Origin of the sequence: Pseudomonas sp. p21 (assembly GCF_001642705.1) — a bacterium.
In the GTDB taxonomy this organism is placed as follows: Bacteria; Pseudomonadota; Gammaproteobacteria; order Pseudomonadales; family Pseudomonadaceae; genus Aquipseudomonas.
Genome location: NZ_LWBV01000006.1, coordinates 12,439 through 32,998, shown reverse-complemented (window position 1 = coordinate 32,998; position 20,560 = coordinate 12,439). Strand labels below are relative to the sequence as shown.

Genomic DNA, 20,560 nt, shown 5'->3' with positions numbered 1-20,560 from the left:
TCCTTGTATGTCTCTGTCCATCGCCCCCCGCTCCGTAGACGGTGCCGATGCAGGCGCGCGCGCGCTCCATGGCGGCACGCCTCCTTCGCCCTGGAAGCTCAACGCCCTGTCATTGGTGCTCTGCTGCGCGCTGCCCGGCCTCTCGACGGCGCAGGACGATCCCCAGCTTCTGGGCTTCAACACCACCTTCCTGCAGGGTGCGCAATCGGCGGTCGACCTGCAGTTACTGCTGTCGGCCAGCAGCGTGCTGCCGGGCAATTATCGGGTAGACCTGTACAGCAACGAGGTACTGGTGGGCCGGCGCGACATCGATTTCAACCGCAACCTCCAGACCGGGCGCGTGGAACCGTGCCTGACCCTGGAACTGCTCGAGCAGTTGGGCATAGACATGGACAAGCTCAAGGCACAGGGGCACCTGGATACCGCGCAGGCCTGCCACGACCTGCCGACGCTGATCGATCAGGCCAGCCTGAGCTATGACTCGGGTCACCTGCGCCTGTCCGCCAGCATCCCGCAGGTCGCCATGAAGCGCGGCCTGCGCGGCTACGTCGACCCGCAACTGTGGGACGCGGGGGTGCCTGCGGCGTTCATCAACTACCAATTCAACACCAGCCGCAGCGCCGGTGATGCCGACACCCGCATCAACAACAACCTGAGCCTGCGCAACGGCATCAACCTGGGCGGCTGGCGCTTGCGCAACGAGTCAAACTTCAGCAGCGGCACCGGGCGGCCGGACAGCTTCAAGAGCAACCGCAGCTACGTGCAGCACGACGTGACTGCACTCAAGGGCCAGTTCAGCGCCGGCGACATCTTCAGCGACAGCGACCTGTTCGACAGCGTGCGCTACCGGGGCCTGAAGCTGGCTTCGGACGAAGGCATGCGCGCCGACAGCGAGCGCGGCTACGCGCCGGTGGTGCGGGGCGTGGCCCAGACCAGCGCCAGGGTCGAGATCCGCCAGAACAGCTACCTGCTCTACACTGCCAACGTACCGCCCGGCCCGTTCGAGATCAGCGACATTTACCCCAGCGGCTCCAACGGCGACCTGGAAATCACCATCATCGAGGCCGACGGCCGCCGACGGGTCAGCGTGCAGGCATTCTCCAGCCTGCCGCTCATGGTCCGTGGCGGCCAGGTCAAGTACAGCCTGTCCGCCGGACGCTACAACAGCAACACCGAAGGCCTGGCCACGCCGCAGATGCTCAGCACGATGTTGGCCTACGGCCTGACCAACACCGTGACCGGCGTCGTTGGCCTGCAAGCCACCGACGACTACAAGGCGCTGGCAGTGGGCAGCGGCCTGAACACGCTGTTGGGCGCCTTTTCGCTCGATGTCACCCATTCCTCGAGCAAAGCCCAGGGCCAGACCACCCAGGGCAACAGCCTGCGGGCGCTATACGCCAAGACATTCACCGGCACCGACACCAACTTCACCTTGGCCGCCTACCGCTATTCAACCGAGGGCTTCCGCACCCTCACCCAGCATATCGAGGACTTGAGCACCGACGCGATCAAGCGCAGCGGCAACTCCAAGACCCGCACCGACCTGACCATCAACCAGAGCCTGGGCCGCGACCGCGCACTCGGCAGCCTGTATCTGACGGCCACCGACCAGCGCTACTGGAACCGCGGCGGTTCGCAGAGCCTGTCCGCCGGCTACAGCAACAACTGGGGCGATATCTCCTACAACCTTGACGTCAGCCGCACCAGGGAGCTGGGAACCTCAGGCCCTTCGGGGCAGGATACCCAGTTCAACCTGTCGGTGTCGTTCCCGCTCGGCAGCCGCGACCGCGCACCGCGGGCGTTCGTCACCGCCAGTACGCAGAAGGGCAACGACACCACCCAGGCCGGCATCAACGGCTACCTGTCGGAGAGCAGTGACACCTTCTACTCGATCCAGGGTGGTCACAGCCGCACCAGTGGCAGCTCGGCCTCGGCCAACCTGAACACCCGCACCTCGGTCGCCGACATCAGCCTGGGCTATAGCCAGGGGCGCGGCTACGACTCGCAGAACCTGAACGTTGCCGGCGCCGTGGTTGCCCACCAAGGCGGCATCAACCTCGGCCAGACGCTCAGCGAAACCTTCGCCCTAGCCGAAGTGCCGGGTGTGAAGGGTGCGAAGATCAGCAATTTCAGCGGAGTGGAAACCGGGCGCAATGGCTATGCGGTGATCCCCAACGCTCAGCCCTACAGGGTCAACTGGGTCAGCCTGGACACCCGCGACCTGGGGGGCGACATCGAAATCGAAAACGCCACCCAACAGCTGGTGCCTCGCCGCGGCGCCGTGGTGCTTGCCCGCTACACCGGCAAGAGTGGGCGCCGGGTACAATTTGAACTGCTCGACGAGCACGGCCAGTCGATACCGTTCGGCGCCTCCGTCGAGGACGCCGAAGGCAAGCAGCTGGCGATTTCCGACCCGAGCGGCAAGGCGTTGGTGCTGCTCGAACAGGATCAGGGTAGCCTGACAATCAAATGGGGTGAGCACAAGTGCGCAGCGCCTTTCAGCCTGCCAGAGCGGGACAAGGCGGTTAACTACGAACGCCAGCGCCTGATGTGTCGGCCGTGACACCAGGTCTTGTCAGCAGAGAATACTCATAAGCACCCGATAGCTTTGGTATGATCAAACACGATTATGCAAAAGCAGTGCACCAAGGATTCCAAAGCTGATGAATAAGGCCGCACTTTGCCCTTGATGCCCTGCATGGCCAGTTCATTTTTAGGTAAAAGCTGAAGTTTGATGCGAAAACTCCTGGCAAGCACCCTGGCACTGGTGATGGCCGCCGCACTGTGTGGCTACGGTTTCTGGACCCAGCAGCGCCCGGAAGGCCACTACTTGTCCGACCTGCGCATCGAACTGGCGCTGAACCATGGCGTGCCGGGCGAGCACGGCAACCTGCTTGGCGTCGAACCGCTGCTGTTCCCGGGCGATTACCAGAACCTGCAGCGGCTGCACCGCAAGCTCGCGGCCTACCTGGAGCAGGCCCGCACCCAAGGGCTCGTGGGCCCGCGCACGGTGGTGGTGCTACCGGAGCACATCGGCACCTGGCTGTGGGCACGCGGAGAAAAGAACGAGCTGTACCAGGTCACGCAAAGCCGCGAAGCCCTGCAATGGCTGGAGCTGAGCAACCCGCTGCGCTATGGCCTGGCCATGCTCGGTGCCGACGGCGACGACTGGCGCGCCGACGCGCACCTGCGCATGAAGGCCGAGCAGATGGCCGCGGATTACCAGCAACTGTTCGGCGGCCTGGCCAAGGAATTCAATGTCACCTTGGTGGCTGGCTCCATCGTGCTACCCGCCCCTTATGTGAAACAGGGCGTGCTGCACGCCGGCAGCGGCCCGCTGTTCAACAGCAGCGTGGTATTTGCCGGCGACGGCTCGCTGTTGGGCCAGCCGCAACGCCAGCAGTTCCCCGACAGCGAAATGCGCCGCTATGTGCATGATGGCCGCCAGCACCCGCTGCAGGTATTGCAAACCCCTGCCGGGCGCCTGGGCGTGCTGGTGGGCAGTGACAGCTGGTACCCGGAAAACCACCAGCAACTGGCACAACAGGCGGTACAACTGATCGCCAACCCGGTATTCCTCAGCGGCAAGGGCAGCTGGCAAGCGCCCTGGCGCGGCAATCGCCACCAGGACGCCAGCGCCGGGCTGGCCTTGCAGCGCGGCGAAGTCAGCGAACAAGCCGCCTGGCAACGCCTGACCGAAGCGGGCGGAGCCGGTGTCAGCAGCATGAGCGTGTTCATGCGTGGGCAGTTCTGGGAACAGGGCAGCGACGGCCAGGGCTTTGCCCACCAGGCCGGTGAATTGCTGGCGGGCACCCCCAGCCCTGGCGCCCGCCTGCTGAACCTGTGGCTGTAAGCCCATGGCCCGCCCCCGCGTGCGCCTGGGCGACCTGTCGGTTGGTTTTGTCCAGCCGCTGACCGAGGCCCTGCGCGAACTGGGCCACGACCCCGAGCCGCTGCTGCGCCGCTATGGCCTGGATGCGGCGCGCTTGGGCGAGGCCGGCGCGCGCTTGTCGATCCCGCGCTACATGCACCTGGGTCACGCCGCCATCGAGCTGTGCGGCGAGGCCGCGCTGGGCTTGCACATGGGGCGCCTGAGCCGCCTGGCGCATGCCGGCCTGGCCGGGGTCACCGCCGCCCAGGCGCCTACCCTGGGCGAGGCGGCACGCACCCTGTTGCGCTTCGAGCCGCTATACGCCGCCAACTACCGCGGCCACTCCAGCTTCCAGGAAGATGCCCAGGGCGCCTGGCTACGCTTTTACTCCATAAGCCCCTACAACGCCTACAACCGTTTCGTGGTCGATTCGCTACTCGCCGGCTGGCTGGCCCAACTTGCGGACCTTGCCGGTACGGCGGTGCTGGCCGAACGCCTGGACATAGAGTTTGCCGCGCCCGCCTATGCCGCGCGCTACCAGCCCCTGTGCAGTACGCCTGTACAGTTCGCGGCCGACGGCAACCAATTGCGCCTGAGCCGCGCCACGCTGCAGCTGGCCAACCCCAGGCACTGCCCAAGCACCTGGCAGCACCTGCTGCAGCTGTGCGAGGCGGAAATGCTGCAGCGCACGCGGGTGCGCAGCCTGGGTGAGCGCATCACCCACCTGCTGGGGCCGTTGCTTAATGGCGGCCGTGAACCGGACCTGGAAGAAGTGGCGCTGCACCTGCAACTGCCGACCTGGACCTTGCGCCGCAAACTGGCCGAGGAAGGCACGCGCTATCGCGACCTGCTCAGCGAAACACGGCGCGACCTGGCCGAGACCTACATCCGCGATACGGAGCTGGCCTTTGGCGAGATTGCCTATCTGCTGGGGTTTGCTTCGGCCGAGGCCTTCCAGCGCGCCTTCAAGCGCTGGACGGGCCTCACACCGGGGGAGTTTCGCCGCAGCCAGCGGCGGGTGGGCTAGAGCTCGGTAGCGTCGTCAGCCGGTTCCGGAGTGTCCAGTTCATAAGCCTGGAATTCGAGAAGTTCTTCCTGGTATTCGTCCATCGCCCTGCGTCCTCTCATCTCATGATCTTTATCGGTGTCGCCTTCAACCTAAGCAGGTGGAGTGAAGGAATGATGACAAGCTTATGAGTGGTAAACGTAGCAGATGTTCAGGAAGTTATCGCCAGGGGTCTGTAACAAGGGATGTGTCCGGCCGGTAGAAGCTGAAAATCAGAGAGCGGGCGATGCAGCCTCAGCAGGCTGGGCTTCCTGCTGCACCTCGATCGGTGCCGCCTCCGCCGGCGGCGCCACCGGCTGCGAGCCCTGGCTGTCATCCACCACCGGCGCGGCTACCGCCTCGCTGGTCGGGGCCACAGCGGCCGGGGCTGGCGCCGCTTCAACCAAAGGCGCCGCTACCGGGGCCGGAGCCACCGGTGCCGCCGCGGCCTGCTCCGGCAGCCCCAAGGCCGCAGCCGGTGCTTCGACCTTCGGCGCGGGCTCCTCGACCTTGGCCTTGCTTTCCTGCGTCGGCTTGGGCTTTGGCAAGTAGCTCTCCACCAAGGCGAAATAACGGTCATAGAACTGCGCCGCCGTCACCGTCTCGCTGGCCACCTTGACCATCGAGTCGTCGCTGGAGCCGATCGGCATCGACACCGACCCCAGTACACCCACGCCCAGGCTGGCGGAGGTGTTGGACTTTTTCAGGGCGTAGCGGTCCTGCAAGGCGTTGGCGAACATGGTCGAGCGCTGCGCGTCGCTCACATCTGGCGCACAGGTGACGTTGAAACTGATCTGCAGGTGGTTCTCGCTGTTCTGCTGGAAGCTCTTGTTGCCCACCACCTGGTTGGCGCCGCTGCTGGTGATGATATAGCCCTGGCTGAGCAAGGCACGCCGGGCGGCCTCGCAGGAGCCAGCATCGTTCACCGGAAAGCTGCGCGAGAAGGTACCCGAGTCATCGAAGTTCTCGTGCTCGTAGACAGCAGCTTTCTTCGAGGAACAACCGGTCACGCCCGCCAGCACCAGGGCCAGCCCGAGCGCACCAAAGACGGAAGATCTGGTCATTGCGAATTCCGGGTAAGTCGAGAAAGTGCCTATTGTGCAACACAGCAGGCAGGCACAGGAACCGTTGATCGGTGAAGAGTCTGTCAGGTTCGTGTAAATCTGGGTCAAGGGCGGCAATTGCCAGCAGCAAAAACGAAAAAAGCGACCCTAAGGTCGCTTTCCCGTGGCTTCGAGGCGTTCAAGGGGCCTCGAGGCGAAGATGGCGCAGCGGACGGGACTCGAACCCGCGACCCCCGGCGTGACAGGCCGGTATTCTAACCGACTGAACTACCGCTGCGTATCATTCAGGCTTGCGCCCGATTGAAACCTGGGTCTGCCCTTCCGGCGCGGCGGCCTCAGGACAGGCACAAAAAAAGCGATAACATGATCGCTTCTCTTGTGTTTGCTTCAAGGTGTTCATGGGACCTTGAAACGAAGATGGCGCAGCGGACGGGACTCGAACCCGCGACCCCCGGCGTGACAGGCCGGTATTCTAACCGACTGAACTACCGCTGCGTATCGTTCAGGCTTTCGCCCGATTGAAACTGGGTCAGCCCAAGGCATTTTGCCTTGTGGCTTCAGACCGATGCCAGGCACCCATCTGTTACTGAAAAATGGCGCAGCGGACGGGACTCGAACCCGCGACCCCCGGCGTGACAGGCCGGTATTCTAACCGACTGAACTACCGCTGCGCAGTGCGCTCCTCTCTGGCCATCGGCTTCTTGCGAAACCTTAAGCACCAGGAACATCTCAGGAAGTGGTGGGTGATGACGGGATCGAACCGCCGACCCTCTGCTTGTAAGGCAGATGCTCTCCCGGCTGAGCTAATCACCCTCGCGATGTTGCTTGTTGCGTTTGCTTCGCTGAGGCCGCGAAATTTACGCAGGTGGCGAAGCTAAGTCAATAGCCCCATTGAATTTTTTTCAAAAAAGGTCGGTTGGCTGTGCCGGCCTCTTCGCGGGCTCGCCCGCTCCCACAGGATCTCCACCGATCCTGACCTATGTGAAATACCTGCGGGAGCGGGCGAGCCCGCGAAGAGGCCGGCACAGCATAAGCAAAGCGCTCAGGTGTAGATCATCTTGCGGGTCATGCCGCCATCGACCACGAACTCCTGGCCTGTGACGAACGCCGCCTGGCGCGACAACAGCCAGGCCACCATGGCCGCCACGTCCTCCACCGTCCCTACCCTTCCCGTCGGGTGCTGGGCATGGTCCGCCTCGGTCAACGGTTCGGCACGGCGCTGCGACGGGTCACGGGCATCGATCCAGCCAGGGCTCACCGCATTGACGCGGATCTCCGGGCCCAGGCTCATGGCCAGAGCATGGGTCAAAGCCACCAGGCCGCCCTTGCTCGCCGCGTAGGCCTCGGTATCGGGTTCGGACTGCCGCGCCCGGGTGGAGGTGAGATTGACGATCGCCCCGTTGTGCGCCCGCAGGTACGGCGCACAATGCTTGGCCAGCAACATCGGGCCGTTGAGGTTGACCGCCAGCACCCGGTTCCACTGTGCCAGGCTCAGGCTTTCCAGGGTCTGGTTGTGCGGGTTGGCAATGGCCGCATTGCACACCAACGCGTCCAGGCGGCCAAACTGCCCCAGCACCTCGGACACCCCGGCGCTAACCTGGGCCTCGTCGGCAACGTCCATGGTGATGAACCAGGCATTGTCACCCAGGGCCTTGGCCGCCTTGGCCCCGCGCTGGCGGTCGAGGTCGCTGAGCACTACCTGCCAGCCTTCGCAGATCAACCAGGCGGCAATGCCCAGGCCGATGCCGCGCGCGGCACCGGTCACCAAGGCTACCCGGCCGTTGTGGCCGGGCGTACCGCCGCCGATTTCGATCACAGCGCCGCCAACCCGCGCGCCAGGTCGGCCTGCAGGTCGGCCACGTCTTCCAGGCCCACGGCAACGCGGATCAGGCTGTCGCGGATACCCGCGGCTTCACGCTCCTGCGGCGTCAGGCGGCCGTGGGAGGTGGTGGCCGGGTGGGCGATGGTGGTCTTGCTGTCACCCAGGTTGGTGGTGATGGAAATCACCCGGGTAGCGTCGATGAAGCGCCAGGCGCCTTCTTTGCCACCCTTGACCTCGAAGCTGACCACCGCACCAAAGCCACTCATCTGGCGTTTGGCCAGTTCGTGCTGCGGGTGGCTCGGCAGGCCGGCGTAATGCACCTTTTCCACGCCCTCCTGCTGCTCCAGCCACTCGGCCAGCACCTGGGCGCTTTCGCAGTGCGCACGCATGCGCAGGCGCAGGGTTTCCAGGCCCTTGGTGAAGATCCAGGCGTTGAACGGGCTGAGGGTCGGGCCTGCGGTACGCAGGAAACCCACCACTTCTTTCATCTGCTCGGCACGGCCGGCAACCACGCCACCCATGCAGCGACCCTGGCCGTCGATGAACTTGGTGGCCGAGTGGAACACGATGTCGGCACCCAGCTTCAGCGGCTGCTGCAGCGCCGGAGTGCTGAAGCAGTTGTCCACTACCAGCATCGCACCGTGGGCATGGGCGATTTCGCTCAGGGCGGTGATATCGACCAGCTCGGCCAGCGGGTTGGATGGTGATTCGACGATCAGCAGCTTGGTGTTGGCCTTGATGGCCTTTTCCCAGCCCGCGAGGTCGACCAGTGGCACGTAGTCCACCTGCACGCCAAAGCGCTTGAAGTACTTCTCGAACAGGCTGATGGTCGAGCCGAATACGCTCTGCGACACCAGCACATGGTCACCGGCACTGCACAGCGACATCACCACGGCGAGGATTGCCGCCATGCCGGTGGAGGTACCTACGGCCTGCTCGGCGCCTTCCATGGCCGCCAGGCGTTCCTCGAAGGCACGCACCGACGGGTTGGTGTAGCGCGAATAGACGTTGCCCGGTGTTTCGCCAGCAAAGCGTGCGGCCGCGTCGGCAGCCGTACGGAACACATAGCTGGAGGTCAGGAACAGCGCTTCGCTGTGCTCGGCCTCCGGTGTACGGTTTTGACCGGCGCGCACCGCCAGGGTGTCGAAACCGACACCCTCGAGGTCACTGTCCAGTCGGCCGGCATCCCATTGATCCGTCATGCCGTCGCTCCCGAAATCAGTTGTTGTAGAGGTCGATGATCGCGCTGACCGCCTGGTTCTTGACCTTGGCCAGGTCGTTACGCGCCTGCTCGATGCGGTCGAGGTAGGCTTCGTCGATATCACCGGTGACGTACTCACCGTTGAATACCGCGCAATCGAAGTGGTCGATCTTGATCTTGCCGCCACCGACCGAGTCGATCAGGTCCGGCAGGTCCTGGTAGACCAGCCAGTCGGCGCCAATCAACTCGGCCACTTGTTCGGTGGTACGGTTGTGGGCGATCAGTTCGTGAACACTCGGCATGTCGATGCCGTAGACGTTGGGGTAGCGTACCGCAGGGGCTGCGGAGCAGAAGTAGACATTCTTGGCGCCGGCTTCGCGGGCCATCTGGATGATCTGCTTGCAGGTGGTGCCGCGCACGATCGAGTCGTCCACCAGCATCACGTTCTTGCCACGGAACTCCAGCTCGATGGCATTGAGCTTCTGGCGTACCGATTTCTTGCGCGCGGCCTGGCCGGGCATGATGAAGGTACGGCCGATGTAGCGGTTCTTGACGAAACCTTCGCGGAACTTCACGCCCAGGCGGTTGGCCAGTTCCAGGGCCGCGGTGCGGCTGGTGTCCGGGATCGGGATGACCACGTCGATGTCGTGTTCAGGGCGCTCGCGCATGATCTTGTCGGCCAGTTTTTCACCCATGCGCAGACGGGCCTTGTACACCGACACGCCATCCATGATCGAGTCCGGGCGGGCCAGGTAGACATGCTCGAAGATGCACGGTTGCAACTTCGGTGCTTCGGCGCACTGCTTGGTGTACAACTGGCCTTCTTCGGTGATGTACACCGCTTCGCCCGGTGCCAGGTCGCGGATCAGGGTGAAGCCGAGCACGTCCAGGGCCACGCTTTCCGAAGCGATCATGTACTCCACGCCTTCGTCGGTGTGACGCTGGCCGAACACCACCGGGCGGATGCCGTTGGGGTCACGGAAGCCGACGATGCCGTAGCCGGTGATCATCGCCACCACGGCATAACCGCCAACGCAGCGGCTGTGCACGTGGGAAACCGCGGCGAACACGTCTTCTTCGGTCGGCTGCAGCTTGCCACGCACGGCCAGCTCATGGGCGAACACGTTCAACAGCACTTCCGAGTCGGAGTTGGTGTTGACGTGGCGCAGGTCGGACTCGTAGATCTCCTTGGCCAGCTGCTCGACGTTGGTCAGGTTGCCGTTGTGTGCCAGGGTGATGCCGTACGGCGAGTTGACGTAGAACGGCTGGGCCTCGGCCGAGGTCGAGCTGCCCGCGGTCGGGTAACGCACGTGGCCAATGCCGATGTTGCCGACCAGGCGCTGCATGTGGCGCTGCTGGAAAACATCGCGCACCAGGCCATTATCCTTGCGCAGGAACAACCGGCCGTCATGGCTGGTCACGATACCGGCAGCGTCCTGGCCGCGGTGCTGGAGGACCGTAAGCGCGTCATACAGCGCCTGATTGACGTTCGACTTACCGACGATACCGACGATGCCACACATGCGACGCAACCCCTACTTTGATGAAACTTGAGTGAATAGCGCTCAGGGCTTTGCCGGCCCGAGCAACTGTTCCTTGAACGGAAGATCAGCCGGAGTGCCGATCAGCCCACTGGGCGTCCACTGGCCGGTAAAACCCAGGATCAGGTTTTTTGACCAGTCGGCGACCAAGAGAAATTGTGGTATCAGGCGTGATTCCTGCCACCAGGTGTCTTGTTGAACCGGCCCCAGGCTGATCAGCCCGATGGCCACCACCACCAGCAAGGCCCCGCGCGCAGCACCGAAGGCCATGCCCAGGAAACGATCGGTACCGGACAGCCCGGTCACGCGGATCAGCTCGCCGATGAGGAAGTTGATCATGGCCCCCACCAGCAAGGTGGCGACGAAAAGAATGGCGCAGCCGGCGATGACGCGCATCGACGGCGTCTGGATGTAGCTTTCAAGATACACCGAGAGCGAACCACCGAACATCCAGGCAACCGCACCGGCAATGATCCAGATGAGCAAGGACAAGGCCTCCTTGACGAAGCCGCGCTTGAGACTGATCAGTGTGGAGACGGCGATGATCGCGATGATCGCCCAATCAACCAAGGTAAATGCCACGGTGCTGCCTGCAGACGTTTGAGGCGGCGCATTTTACCAGAGCGACGGGGGCTTGGGTAAGCGGAATGTCAGGTGATTAGCGCCACCCGGGCTTACGCGATTTTTGTGGGAGCGGCCTTGTGTCGCGAAAGGGGCGCAAAGCGGCCCCGGCGATTCTGGCTGTGTCGCTGAGACCCTGGGGCCGCTTCGCGCCCCTTTCGCGAGACAAGGCCGCTCCCACATGGACCGCGCCGCTGCAAGACCCATACTGAACCTGTGGGAGCGGGTTTACCCGCGAATGGGCGGCAAAGCCGACCCCGGGTATCAGCTGCGCTCAGGCTGGAAGCGCACCACAAAGCCCTTGAGGCTGTTCTGGCGGTTGATCGCGTCACGCACGCGCTCGGCCTCGGCGCGCTCGATCAACGGCCCGACGTACACCCGGTTCATGCCACCCGCCGAGCGGATATAGGCGTTGTAACCCTGGCTACGCAGCGTTTGCTGGAGCTTTTCGGCACCGGCGCGGTTGGACAGGCTGGCCAGCTGGATCGACCAGCTGACCGGCAGACCGTTGACGTCTATCTTCGACGGCGTTGCTGGAGCCGCCGGCTTGGCCACCGGCTCGGCCGGCGCTGGCGTAGTGACAGGCTTGGGCTCGACCCTGGCCACGGGCGCCTGCGGCTTGGCGGGCTGCACCTGTGCCTGAGGCTGGGTCTGCGGCGACGGTTCAATCGGCTGGCTGGGCGTGCTCGCTGGCGCAGTGGACTCGTCCACCACCACCGGCGGCTGCTGCGGCTCCTGCGCAATGGCCTGCGGCTCCGGCACGGCGACCGGCTCCACCTTCACTTCCGGCAGGCTTGGCATGGCCGGCGCCTGCGGGGCCTCGACGCGCACCTGGCGCATCTCGTCCTCGCGGGTGAACAGCATCGGCAGGAAGATAACCGCCAGCGCCACCAGCACCAACGCACCCACCATGCGCTGTTTCATCCCTTTATCCAGCACTGCCATCTACTCCACCCTCCTGGGCGTGCCGCTCCAGCCATTCCAGTGCCTGGGCAACACAGAAAAACGAACCGAACAGCAAGATCTGGTCATCCGCCGTCGCCTGCGCGCATTGCCCTTCAAGGGCGGCATCGACACTGGCATAAGACTTCACCGCGGCGCCGACGTTCGTCAAGGCCGTGGCCAGTTCTACAGCCGGGCGGCTGCGCGGGGTGTCCAGCGGCGCCACCGCCCAGTGGTCGACCAGACCCTGCAGCGGCGCGACAACGCCGTCCAGGTCCTTGTCGGCGAGCAGGCCGAACACCGCCAGGCGGCGCCCCTTGAGCGGCCGGGCCGCCAGGCGCCGGGCCAGGTACTCTGCAGCATGCGGGTTGTGCCCGACATCCAGCAACAGCTCCACCGGCTTGCCCTGCCAGCTCAGCAGGCGACGGTCGAGGCGGCCAGTGATGCGCGTATCCAGCAGCGCCTGGCGAATCTGCCCGGCGTCCCAGGGCAGGCCCATCAGCAGGTAGGCCTGCAGGGCCAGCGTGGCGTTTTCCATGGGCAGGTCGAGCAAAGGCAGGTCATGCAGCTCTACCTGCGCACCATCGGCCGCAGTACCCCGCCAGCTCCAGTGGCCATCGGCACTGGCCAGGTCGAAGTCACGCCCACGCAGGAACAGCGGCGCAGCCAGTTCGGCAGCCTTGTCCAGCAGCGACTGAGGCGGATCCAGGTCACCGCACAGTGCCGGCTTGCCCTGACGGAAGATGCCGGCCTTCTCGAAGGCCACCAGCTCGCGGGTATCACCCAGGTAATCGACATGGTCGACGCCGATGCTGGTCACCAGGGCCAGGTCGGCATCCACCACGTTCACGGTGTCCAGTCGGCCACCAAGACCCACTTCCAGTACCAAGGCATCCAGTTGCGACTGGTAGAACAACCAGAACGCGGCCAGGGTGCCCATCTCGAAATAGGTCAGAGAAATTTCGCCCCGCGCCGCCTCGACGGCGGCGAAGGCTTCGCACAGGCGCTCATCGCTGGCTTCCTGGCCATCGATCAGCACCCGCTCGTTGTAACGCAACAGGTGAGGCGAGCTGTACACGCCCACCTTGAGCCCCTGGGCTCGCAGCAGCGAGGCCACGAAGGCGCAGGTCGAGCCTTTGCCGTTGGTGCCGGTCACCGTCACCACGCGTGGCGCCAGCTTGCCCAGCGCCAACCGGGCAAGCACCTTCTGCGACCGCTCCAGGCCCATGTCGATGGCCGAGGGGTGCAACTGCTCGAGGTAGGCGAGCCATTCGCCCAGGGATCGTTGTTTCATCACGCGACGGCAGCCGCCTCACGCGCTTGCTCCGGGGTTTCCTGGCCGGTCATCTGCGCCAGCAGGCGGGCCAGACGCGGGCGCAGCTCGCCACGGGCGATGATCAGGTCGATGGCGCCGTGCTCCAGCAGGAACTCGCTGCGCTGGAAGCCTTCCGGCAGTTTCTCGCGCACGGTCTGCTCGATCACGCGCGGGCCGGCGAAGCCGATCAGTGCCTTCGGCTCGCCAACGATCACGTCACCGAGCATGGCCAGGCTGGCGGAAACACCACCGTACACCGGGTCGGTCAGTACCGAGATGAACGGAATGCCTTCTTCGCGCAGGCGTGCCAGCACGGCCGAGGTCTTGGCCATCTGCATCAGCGAGATCAGCGCTTCCTGCATGCGCGCACCGCCAGAGGCGGAGAAGCACACCATCGGGCAGCGGTGCTCCAGGGCGTAGTTGGCCGCGCGCACGAAGCGCTCGCCGACGATGGCGCCCATGGAGCCGCCCATGAACGAGAACTCGAAGGCGCTGACCACGATCGGCATGCCCATCAGGGTGCCGCTCATGGAGATGAGGGCGTCCTTCTCGCCGGTCTGCTTCTGCGCGGCAGTCAGGCGGTCCTTGTACTTCTTGCCATCACGGAACTTCAGGCGGTCGACCGGCTCCAGGTCTGCGCCCAGTTCGGCACGGCCATCGGCGTCGAGGAAGATGTCGATGCGCGCACGTGCGCCGATGCGCATGTGATGGTTGCACTTGGGGCAGACATCCAGGGTCTTTTCCAGCTCCGGACGATACAGCACGGCCTCACAGGCCGGGCACTTGTGCCACAGGCCTTCAGGCACCGAGCTCTTCTTCACCTCGGAACGCATGATCGAAGGGATCAGTTTGTCGACTAACCAGTTGCTCATGCTTTCTTTCTCCAGTATTGGCAGGCATGGGCCGGTGTCGCCGGCCCTGCCCTGCCCTTGAGCTCAAAATCTTTATGAAACGATGATGGACCGGCCGCCTGGACTTCCAGCGCGCCACCCCACCGCTAATGTATTGTTCTGCCGCCACAGGCTCGGGCGGCTGCCCCGCAGGGCTGCGAAAGCTATGGACGATGGCGCGCAGCCAGCCGTCACATCTGCCATCACGCCTGTTTCACCGCACGCATGAAGGCCTCGATCTTCGCTGCGTCCTTGATGCCCTTGGCTTGCTCCACGCCGCCACTGACATCCACCGCGTATGGCCGCACCTGGGCGATGGCCTGGCCGACATTGTCGGCAGACAGCCCGCCCGCCAGAATGATCGGCTTGCTCAGGCGCGCCGGCACCAGCGACCAGTCGAACGCTTCACCGGTGCCTCCGGGTACGCCCGGCACATAGGTGTCCAGCAGGATGCCGCGAGCACCGGCGTAAAGCTGGCAGGCGGCCTCCAGGTCGTCGCCCGGGCGCACGCGCAGGGCCTTGATCCAGGGGCGGTGGTAGCCTTCGCAGTCCTGCGGGGTTTCGTCGCCGTGGAACTGTAGCAGGTCCAGCGGAACCACTTCGAGGATCTCGTTCAGCTCGCAACGCGAGGCGTTGACGAACAGCCCGACCGTGGTCACGAACGGCGGCAGCTCGGCGATGATCGCGCGCGCCTGGCGCACGTCCACGGCGCGCGGGCTCTTGGCATAGAAGACCAGGCCGATGGCATCGGCACCCGCTTCGGCAGCGGCCAGTGCATCTTCGATGCGGGTAATCCCGCAGATCTTGCTGCGAACATTGCTCATGGACAGCGAACCTTGCTTGTTACGGTGAAAGGCCGGATGTTAGCAAATGACTTTTCGCCCGTCAGTCTGCCAATGCCTCGTAGCCGGTCAAAAAGTGTGGGCCGATGTAACGCTTGGGTAGCGCGTACTCCTCAGGGTACTCCACCTGCACCAGGTAGAGGCCGTACGGGTGCGCCGTGACCCCGCCTTCGCGGCGGTTGCGCCCCTCCAGCACCTCACGCGCCCAGGTGACCGGGCGCTCGCCGGCACCAATGGTCATCAGTACACCGGCAATGTTACGCACCATGTGGTGCAGGAAGGCCGTGGCGCGCACGTCCAGCACGATCATCTGGCCATGGCGGGTGACGCGCAGGTGGTAGATGTGCTTGATCGGCGATTTGGCCTGGCACTGGCTGGCGCGGAAGGCACTGAAGTCATGGGTACCGAGCAGAAACTGCGCGGCTTCGGCCATGCGCTCGACATCCAGCGGTCGGTGGTTCCAGGTGACTTCCTCGGCCAGGTGCGCCGGGCGGATCGGGTCGTTGTAGATGACGTAGCGGTAACGCCGGGCGCAGGCCTTGAAACGGGCATGGAAGTCGGCCGGCATCGGCCGCGACCAGACCACGCTGATGTCGTGGGGCAGGTTGAAGTTGGTGCCCATGGTCCAAGCGCGTTCGTCGCGCACGGCACGGGTGTCGAAGTGCACGATCTGCCCGCAGCCATGCACGCCGGCGTCGGTGCGTCCGGCGCAGATTACCGAGATCGGCTCGTTGGCCACCTTGGACAGCGCCTGCTCCAGGGCCTGCTGGACACTGGGCACGCCACTGGCCTGGCGCTGCCAGCCACGGTAGCGCGCGCCTTTGTATTCCACGCCCAGGGCGATGCGGGAGTAGCCTTCGGCCGCGGACTCGGCGGCGGTGTCGATGATGTCCAAGAGCATGAAACCTGTGGGGGTGTACGGAATGGCGGGGATTATAACGACAACGGCAGCCGTGTAGGGCTGCCGTTGAATGTGTGTTGCGCTTGAGGGCCTCTTCGCGGGCATGCCCGCTCCCACAGGTTACTCACAAGGTCCGAATTTGTGGGAAACCTGTGGGAGCGGGCGCGCCCGCGAAGAGGCCAGTGCCGGCGACCTCAGACCAACCGGGAGAGCATGTCCTCGGCTTCCTGGCGCTGGCTGTCGTCGCCATCCTTGACCACTTCATCGAGGATGTCGCGCGCACCCTGGTTGTCGCCCATGTCGATATAGGCGCGTGCCAGATCAAGCTTGGTGGCCACTTCGTCGCTGCCGGAGAAGAAGTCGAAGTCCAGGTCGTCCAGTGGTTCGGGCTCGGGCTGGGCAGCCGCGTCTTCGCTGGTGAAGTGTGGCTCCAGCGACGGCGATTCGAGGCTCTGCGACAGCTTGTCCAGTTCGGCGTTGACGTCGTTCAGCTCCGAGGCAAAGTTCTTGGCCGCCGGCGAATCGTCTTCCAGCGACAACGACAGGTCGAAGTCGGATGGCAGGTCGAACTCGGAAAGCGGGTCGAACGCTGGCTCGCTGTCGAAGGCAGCCAGCTCGGCAGCGACATCCACCGGGGTTTCGTTGACCGCAGCCGGGGCGGCCGGGGCAACCGGTTCGCTGATATCGAGGTCAAAATCGGACAGATCCACAGCGGGCTGTGGCTCGGCCTGGGCCAGCATGGCCTCGAAATCGGCGTCGGCATCGGCCTGTAGCTCGGCATCCACGGCAAACGGCTCCTCTTCCGGCTGAGCCGCTTCGAGCACGGGCTCATCCGGCACCGGCTCGTCGAGTACAGGTTGCTGCGTCAACGGCTCGTCCAGCAGCGGCGCTGCCAGCGGGTCTTCGTCAGGCAGGTCTTCACCCAGGCTCAGGTCGAAGGCACTATCCAGGCCCTGCTCGTCCAGGCCCGGCGCATCGAGGGTCGGCACTTCGTCGAAGGCATCCAGCTCAGCATCCAGCCCAACTTCGGGCTCGAGCACTGCCGCAGGTTCCGCTTGCGCGACGGCCTCTGGTTCAACCGCCACCTCTGGCTCGAACGCCGACACTTCCTCGGGCGCCACATCAGCAACCGCTGGCGTTTCAGGCTGATCCTGCAGCAGCTCCTGCACGTACTGTTCATCCATCTCGGCAGCCAGGGCTGCCGCACCCAGGCCGACAGCGGCCAGGCCGAGCATGGCCGGGTAGCGCTCTTTCAGCCCGGCAACCGCTGCGCTGTTCTGCTCGCTGGCAGGCAACTTGCGCTCCTGCTCGACGAACGCGCTCTGGTCACCCTGGCGGGCGTACACGTCCATCAGTTTCAGGCGCAGGTCGTCACGCTGTGGCGCGGCGGCCACGGCAGGCTCCAGCAGGTCGGTAGCGCGGTTCAGGCGACCTCCGACCAGGCATTGCTCGACCTCCGCCAGCACCGCGGCGTACGGGTCGGCTTGCGGTTCAGGCTGCGCTTCGACGGCGGGTGCCGCCGGTTTTTCCGCGGCGGCTGCGGCGGCAGCCGAAGCGGCGACCACGGCCGGCGACAGGGTCACGCTCGGTGCCGAGACCTCAACGCCATCGAGGCTTGCGCTATCGCTGTCGAAGCCTGCGCCCTGCTCTTCTTCCAGCGCCCGCGCCATGCGCAGGTGCTTTTCAGCCTCCTGCTGAGCCTTGCGCTTGCGCGCCAGCAGCAACAGCAGAAGCAGCAGCACGAGGAAGGCGCTACCGGCGATCAGCCCAAGCAGCAGCGGGTTGCCCATGACTTCGTCGACCACGCTGCCGGCAGGTGCGGCCTCGGCGGCCGGTACCGGCTTGGGTGCAGCGGGCGCAGGCTTGACCACCGGCTGGCCCGGGGCGGCCGCACCCTGGGCTTCAAGGCGGGCCAGCTGGTTGTTCTTCAGCTCGATCAGACGCTGAAGCTTATCCAACTGACTCTGCAGATCGGCCATGCGGCTCTTGAGTTCTTCGTTGTCGCGACGGCTGGTGTCCAGGCTTTCCTGGGCCACCGCCAGTTTGTCGTTGAGGGCCTTGGCCTGGTCGGCACCGGCCTGGTTGCCCGGGCTGACCAGGCGCAGGTTGTCGCCCTGGGCGATACGCGCTGGCGCTGCCTCGGCGGCACCGCGACGGGTGGCGTCCAGCTGACGGGCCCGCGGGCCCAGGCGGCGGCCTTCACGCCAGGCGGCATACTGCTCGGCCACCTCAGCGGTCGCCTCGCCCTGCGGGATATTCTGGATCTGCTGCTGGTCGGGCAGGCGCAGCACCTGGCCAACCTTCAGCTGGTTGATATTGTTGCCGATGAAGGCGTCCGGGTTCAGCGCCTGGATCGCGATCATGGTCTGCTGGATCGAGCCCCCCTGGGTGTTGCGCGCGGCAATCTGCCACAAGGTGTCGCGGCGCTGGGTGGTATAGCTGCCGGCACCGGTCACCGCCGGCGCGACGTTGCCCGCCGCCGGCTTGTCGCCCTGGGCCTTGGCCTGGTCGAGCAGCACACTGTAGTCACGCAGCAGGCGGCCCTGCGGCCACATCACCTGGACCAGGAACTTTACCACCGGCCCCGGCAGCGGCTGGCTGGAGGTAACCCGCAGCACACTCTTGCCGTTGGGGTTGATCACCGGCGTGAAGGTGAGGTCTTCGAGGTAAGTCGGCAGCGCCACCCCGGCCTTGCTGAACTCTTCCGGCGGCGCCAGGCTCGGCGCCACTTCGGCGGCGGTGAGGTCGCGCACGTCGAGCAGCTCGATCTCGGCGTCCAGCGGCTGATTCTGTGCCGACTTGAGGGTCAGCTCCCCCAGGCCCAGGGCATTCGCCATGCCCGACGACAGCGCCGATGCTGCAGCCATGGCCAGAACCAGTTTGCGAATTCGAAGCATGACCTCTTCCCTTGTATGAAGCGTCCTGAAACCTGCATGCGGAGCAGGACAAAAGTGCTCGCCAGTATCTTTTACGGCATGTGTTTAATCAACAATTGCGCCACTTGCACGGCATTGAGCGCGGCGCCTTTTCGTACGTTGTCGGTGGTCAGCCAGAGGTTGAGCTGCTGGTCTTCATCAACACCGTGCCGTACACGACCAACATAGACCACGTCTTGGCCCACTGCGTCGCCAACCGGGGTCGGATAATCATCGCGCTCCACCAGCTCGACGCTGTCGGCCGCCTCGAGGGCCTGGTTGATTGCATCCAGGTCTACCGGGCGACGGCTCTGCACCGCCACACTGAAGCTATCGCCGAAAAACACCGGGACTTGAACGCAGCTAACGGAAATCTTCAGTTCAGGCAGACCCAGCAGCACACGCAGCTCGCCGACCAGGCGGCGCTCCAGCGTCGTGTGGCCATGCCCATCGGCGGCGCCGACCTGGGCCAACAGGTTGAACGCCACCTGGCGGTCGAAGAAGCGCGGCTCCAGCGGCCGGGCATTGAGCAGCTCGGCGGTTTGCCGGGCCAGTTCGTTGACCGCTTCACGGCCTTGCGCGGACACCGCCAGCGCGGCCATCACCTGCACCCGCTCGATATCCAACAGGCCCTTGAGCGGTGCCAGCGCAACGGCCAGGGCAACGGCGGCCGAGCATGGGCTGACGATACGCGCGGGCAATGGCAAGCCGGCCAGGCGTTCGGCGTTGGCTTCGGGCACCAGGGCCAGGGCGTCGTCCAGGCCAGCGGACAGGTCGATGACCGTGCAGCCCGCCTGCAGCGCCTTGCTGGCAAAGCTGCGGCTGACGGCGGCGCCTGCGGCGAAGAAGGCCAGCTTGACCTGGCCGAAGTCGAAGCTGTCCACTTCGCGCACTTTCAGCTTCTTGCCGGCGAACATCACGCTGCTGCCCGCCGATTCCATGCTGGCCAGCAGGTGCAGAGTGGCGACCGGGAAATCCAGCTCTTCGAGGATCTGCACCAAGGCTTCACCGACGCTGCCGGTGGCGCCGACGACGGCGATATCCAAAGGGTGTGTCATGGAAGGGATCCTTTTGCTGAAAACGGCGGGGGGCGGCACTTTACTCGGATTGTAGAGTTTTGTCTGTGCTGGCCCAAACCTAGAGCTGCGCTGCTCTTGATCTTGATCTTGATCTTGATCTTGATCTTGATCTTGATCTTCGCGACTTCAGGAGGCCGAGCAGAGGTCTGGAGGTGACGGGCATGGATGCCCGTCAAGCGCTGAGGCCCCATGGATGGGGCCTGCAGCGCGTACTTCCCGGGAGCAAGACCGGCGCGAGGGAACCCCGGAGCGCAGCGGAGGGGCCGGATGATGGGAGCGCAGCGTTTTTTGGTTACTTTTTGCCGCGTTTGGCAAAAAGTGACTCGCCGTAAGGGCGAAAAGGTGAGTCAGCGTCGCCATCGCAAACGGACTGTTCGCCATATCAAAACCGCCGCTTAAGCTTTTTGGCTTTTTGGATGCGGGCATTCCCATCGAGTAGGCATTCATTCGCGATGGTGGCGCCAAGTCACCTTTCCGCCCTTACGGCGGGTCCCTTTTTGTCGTGGCAAAA

General features: G+C 64.7%; 15 protein-coding genes and 4 tRNA genes. 3 read left to right on the top strand and 16 right to left on the bottom strand.

Going from position 1 to position 20,560, the window contains the following annotated elements; all coding sequences use genetic code 11:
• Nucleotides 1–7 precede the first annotated feature (7 nt).
• The 3 genes from A4C63_RS17575 to A4C63_RS17565 all read left to right on the top strand — a co-directional run bounded on the left by A4C63_RS17575 (nucleotide 8) and on the right by A4C63_RS17565 (nucleotide 4,898).
• Nucleotides 8–2,563, top strand: coding sequence for a fimbria/pilus outer membrane usher protein (locus A4C63_RS17575; RefSeq protein ID WP_063913806.1), 2,556 nt, complete (start codon nucleotides 8–10; stop codon nucleotides 2,561–2,563).
• A 171-nt stretch (nucleotides 2,564–2,734) separates the two neighbouring features.
• Nucleotides 2,735–3,853, top strand: a complete 1,119-nt coding sequence (locus A4C63_RS17570) for a nitrilase-related carbon-nitrogen hydrolase (RefSeq protein ID WP_063913805.1) — start codon at nucleotides 2,735–2,737, stop codon at nucleotides 3,851–3,853.
• 4 nt (nucleotides 3,854–3,857) lie between these two features.
• Nucleotides 3,858–4,898: an AraC family transcriptional regulator gene (locus tag A4C63_RS17565; RefSeq protein ID WP_063913804.1), complete on the top strand. Its 1,041-nt coding sequence runs from the start codon at nucleotides 3,858–3,860 to the stop codon at nucleotides 4,896–4,898.
• A 251-nt stretch (nucleotides 4,899–5,149) separates the two neighbouring features.
• On the opposite strand, the gene A4C63_RS17560 is transcribed toward A4C63_RS17565, so the two are convergent.
• The 16 genes from A4C63_RS17560 to A4C63_RS17485 form a co-directional block, all read right to left on the bottom strand.
• The gene (locus A4C63_RS17560) at nucleotides 5,150–5,980 is read right to left on the bottom strand and encodes a DUF2242 domain-containing protein (RefSeq protein WP_063913803.1); all 831 of its coding nucleotides are present in this window, start codon (nucleotides 5,978–5,980) and stop codon (nucleotides 5,150–5,152) included.
• 200 nt (nucleotides 5,981–6,180) lie between these two features.
• Nucleotides 6,181–6,257: transfer RNA gene (locus A4C63_RS17555), tRNA-Asp, on the bottom strand.
• 141 nt (nucleotides 6,258–6,398) lie between these two features.
• Nucleotides 6,399–6,475 (bottom strand) — tRNA-Asp (locus A4C63_RS17550).
• A 99-nt stretch (nucleotides 6,476–6,574) separates the two neighbouring features.
• Nucleotides 6,575–6,651 (bottom strand) — tRNA-Asp (locus tag A4C63_RS17545).
• A gap of 66 nt (nucleotides 6,652–6,717) precedes the next feature.
• Nucleotides 6,718–6,793 (bottom strand) — tRNA-Val (locus A4C63_RS17540).
• A 229-nt stretch (nucleotides 6,794–7,022) separates the two neighbouring features.
• Nucleotides 7,023–7,796: an SDR family oxidoreductase gene (locus tag A4C63_RS17535; RefSeq protein ID WP_063913802.1), complete on the bottom strand. Its 774-nt coding sequence runs from the start codon at nucleotides 7,794–7,796 to the stop codon at nucleotides 7,023–7,025.
• The gene (locus tag A4C63_RS17530; RefSeq protein WP_025338247.1) at nucleotides 7,793–9,004 is read right to left on the bottom strand and encodes an O-succinylhomoserine sulfhydrylase; all 1,212 of its coding nucleotides are present in this window, start codon (nucleotides 9,002–9,004) and stop codon (nucleotides 7,793–7,795) included. The genes A4C63_RS17535 and A4C63_RS17530 overlap by 4 nt, the downstream gene beginning before the upstream one ends.
• A 16-nt stretch (nucleotides 9,005–9,020) precedes the next feature.
• The gene (gene purF / locus A4C63_RS17525) at nucleotides 9,021–10,526 is read right to left on the bottom strand and encodes an amidophosphoribosyltransferase (protein WP_025338246.1); all 1,506 of its coding nucleotides are present in this window, start codon (nucleotides 10,524–10,526) and stop codon (nucleotides 9,021–9,023) included.
• Between the two features lie 42 nt (nucleotides 10,527–10,568).
• Nucleotides 10,569–11,126, bottom strand: a complete 558-nt coding sequence (locus A4C63_RS17520) for a CvpA family protein (RefSeq protein WP_013971612.1) — start codon at nucleotides 11,124–11,126, stop codon at nucleotides 10,569–10,571.
• Between the two features lie 303 nt (nucleotides 11,127–11,429).
• Entirely contained in the window at nucleotides 11,430–12,110 is a 681-nt protein-coding gene (locus A4C63_RS17515) for an SPOR domain-containing protein (RefSeq protein ID WP_063913801.1), read from the bottom strand.
• On the bottom strand, nucleotides 12,094–13,401 hold the full coding sequence (folC, locus tag A4C63_RS17510) for a bifunctional tetrahydrofolate synthase/dihydrofolate synthase (protein WP_063913800.1): 1,308 nt from the start codon (nucleotides 13,399–13,401) through the stop codon (nucleotides 12,094–12,096). Before folC ends, A4C63_RS17515 begins: the two co-directional genes overlap by 17 nt.
• The gene (gene accD, locus A4C63_RS17505; protein WP_063913799.1) at nucleotides 13,401–14,294 is read right to left on the bottom strand and encodes an acetyl-CoA carboxylase, carboxyltransferase subunit beta; all 894 of its coding nucleotides are present in this window, start codon (nucleotides 14,292–14,294) and stop codon (nucleotides 13,401–13,403) included. The genes folC and accD overlap by 1 nt, the downstream gene beginning before the upstream one ends.
• A gap of 221 nt (nucleotides 14,295–14,515) precedes the next feature.
• Nucleotides 14,516–15,136, bottom strand: coding sequence for a phosphoribosylanthranilate isomerase (locus A4C63_RS17500; RefSeq protein ID WP_025338242.1), 621 nt, complete (start codon nucleotides 15,134–15,136; stop codon nucleotides 14,516–14,518).
• 61 nt (nucleotides 15,137–15,197) lie between these two features.
• Complete coding sequence (gene truA / locus A4C63_RS17495) at nucleotides 15,198–16,055, bottom strand: tRNA pseudouridine(38-40) synthase TruA (protein WP_063913798.1); 858 nt, start codon at nucleotides 16,053–16,055, stop codon at nucleotides 15,198–15,200.
• A gap of 194 nt (nucleotides 16,056–16,249) precedes the next feature.
• Complete coding sequence (locus A4C63_RS17490; protein ID WP_063913797.1) at nucleotides 16,250–18,952, bottom strand: FimV/HubP family polar landmark protein; 2,703 nt, start codon at nucleotides 18,950–18,952, stop codon at nucleotides 16,250–16,252.
• A gap of 71 nt (nucleotides 18,953–19,023) precedes the next feature.
• The gene (locus A4C63_RS17485) at nucleotides 19,024–20,028 is read right to left on the bottom strand and encodes an aspartate-semialdehyde dehydrogenase (RefSeq protein ID WP_063913796.1); all 1,005 of its coding nucleotides are present in this window, start codon (nucleotides 20,026–20,028) and stop codon (nucleotides 19,024–19,026) included.
• Nucleotides 20,029–20,560 lie beyond the last annotated feature (532 nt).

Coding starts and splice junctions, on each gene's coding strand:
- A4C63_RS17575 (WP_063913806.1), top strand. CDS start 8: ATGTCTCTGTCCATCGCCCCCCGCTCCGTAGACGGTGCCGATGCAGGC.
- A4C63_RS17570 (WP_063913805.1), top strand. CDS start 2,735: ATGCGAAAACTCCTGGCAAGCACCCTGGCACTGGTGATGGCCGCCGCA.
- A4C63_RS17565 (WP_063913804.1), top strand. CDS start 3,858: ATGGCCCGCCCCCGCGTGCGCCTGGGCGACCTGTCGGTTGGTTTTGTC.
- A4C63_RS17560 (WP_063913803.1), bottom strand. CDS start 5,980: ATGACCAGATCTTCCGTCTTTGGTGCGCTCGGGCTGGCCCTGGTGCTG.
- A4C63_RS17530 (WP_025338247.1), bottom strand. CDS start 9,004: ATGACGGATCAATGGGATGCCGGCCGACTGGACAGTGACCTCGAGGGT.
- purF (WP_025338246.1), bottom strand. CDS start 10,526: ATGTGTGGCATCGTCGGTATCGTCGGTAAGTCGAACGTCAATCAGGCG.
- A4C63_RS17515 (WP_063913801.1), bottom strand. CDS start 12,110: ATGGCAGTGCTGGATAAAGGGATGAAACAGCGCATGGTGGGTGCGTTG.
- folC (WP_063913800.1), bottom strand. CDS start 13,401: ATGAAACAACGATCCCTGGGCGAATGGCTCGCCTACCTCGAGCAGTTG.
- accD (WP_063913799.1), bottom strand. CDS start 14,294: ATGAGCAACTGGTTAGTCGACAAACTGATCCCTTCGATCATGCGTTCC.
- A4C63_RS17500 (WP_025338242.1), bottom strand. CDS start 15,136: ATGAGCAATGTTCGCAGCAAGATCTGCGGGATTACCCGCATCGAAGAT.
- truA (WP_063913798.1), bottom strand. CDS start 16,055: ATGCTCTTGGACATCATCGACACCGCCGCCGAGTCCGCGGCCGAAGGC.
- A4C63_RS17490 (WP_063913797.1), bottom strand. CDS start 18,952: ATGCTTCGAATTCGCAAACTGGTTCTGGCCATGGCTGCAGCATCGGCG.
- A4C63_RS17485 (WP_063913796.1), bottom strand. CDS start 20,028: ATGACACACCCTTTGGATATCGCCGTCGTCGGCGCCACCGGCAGCGTC.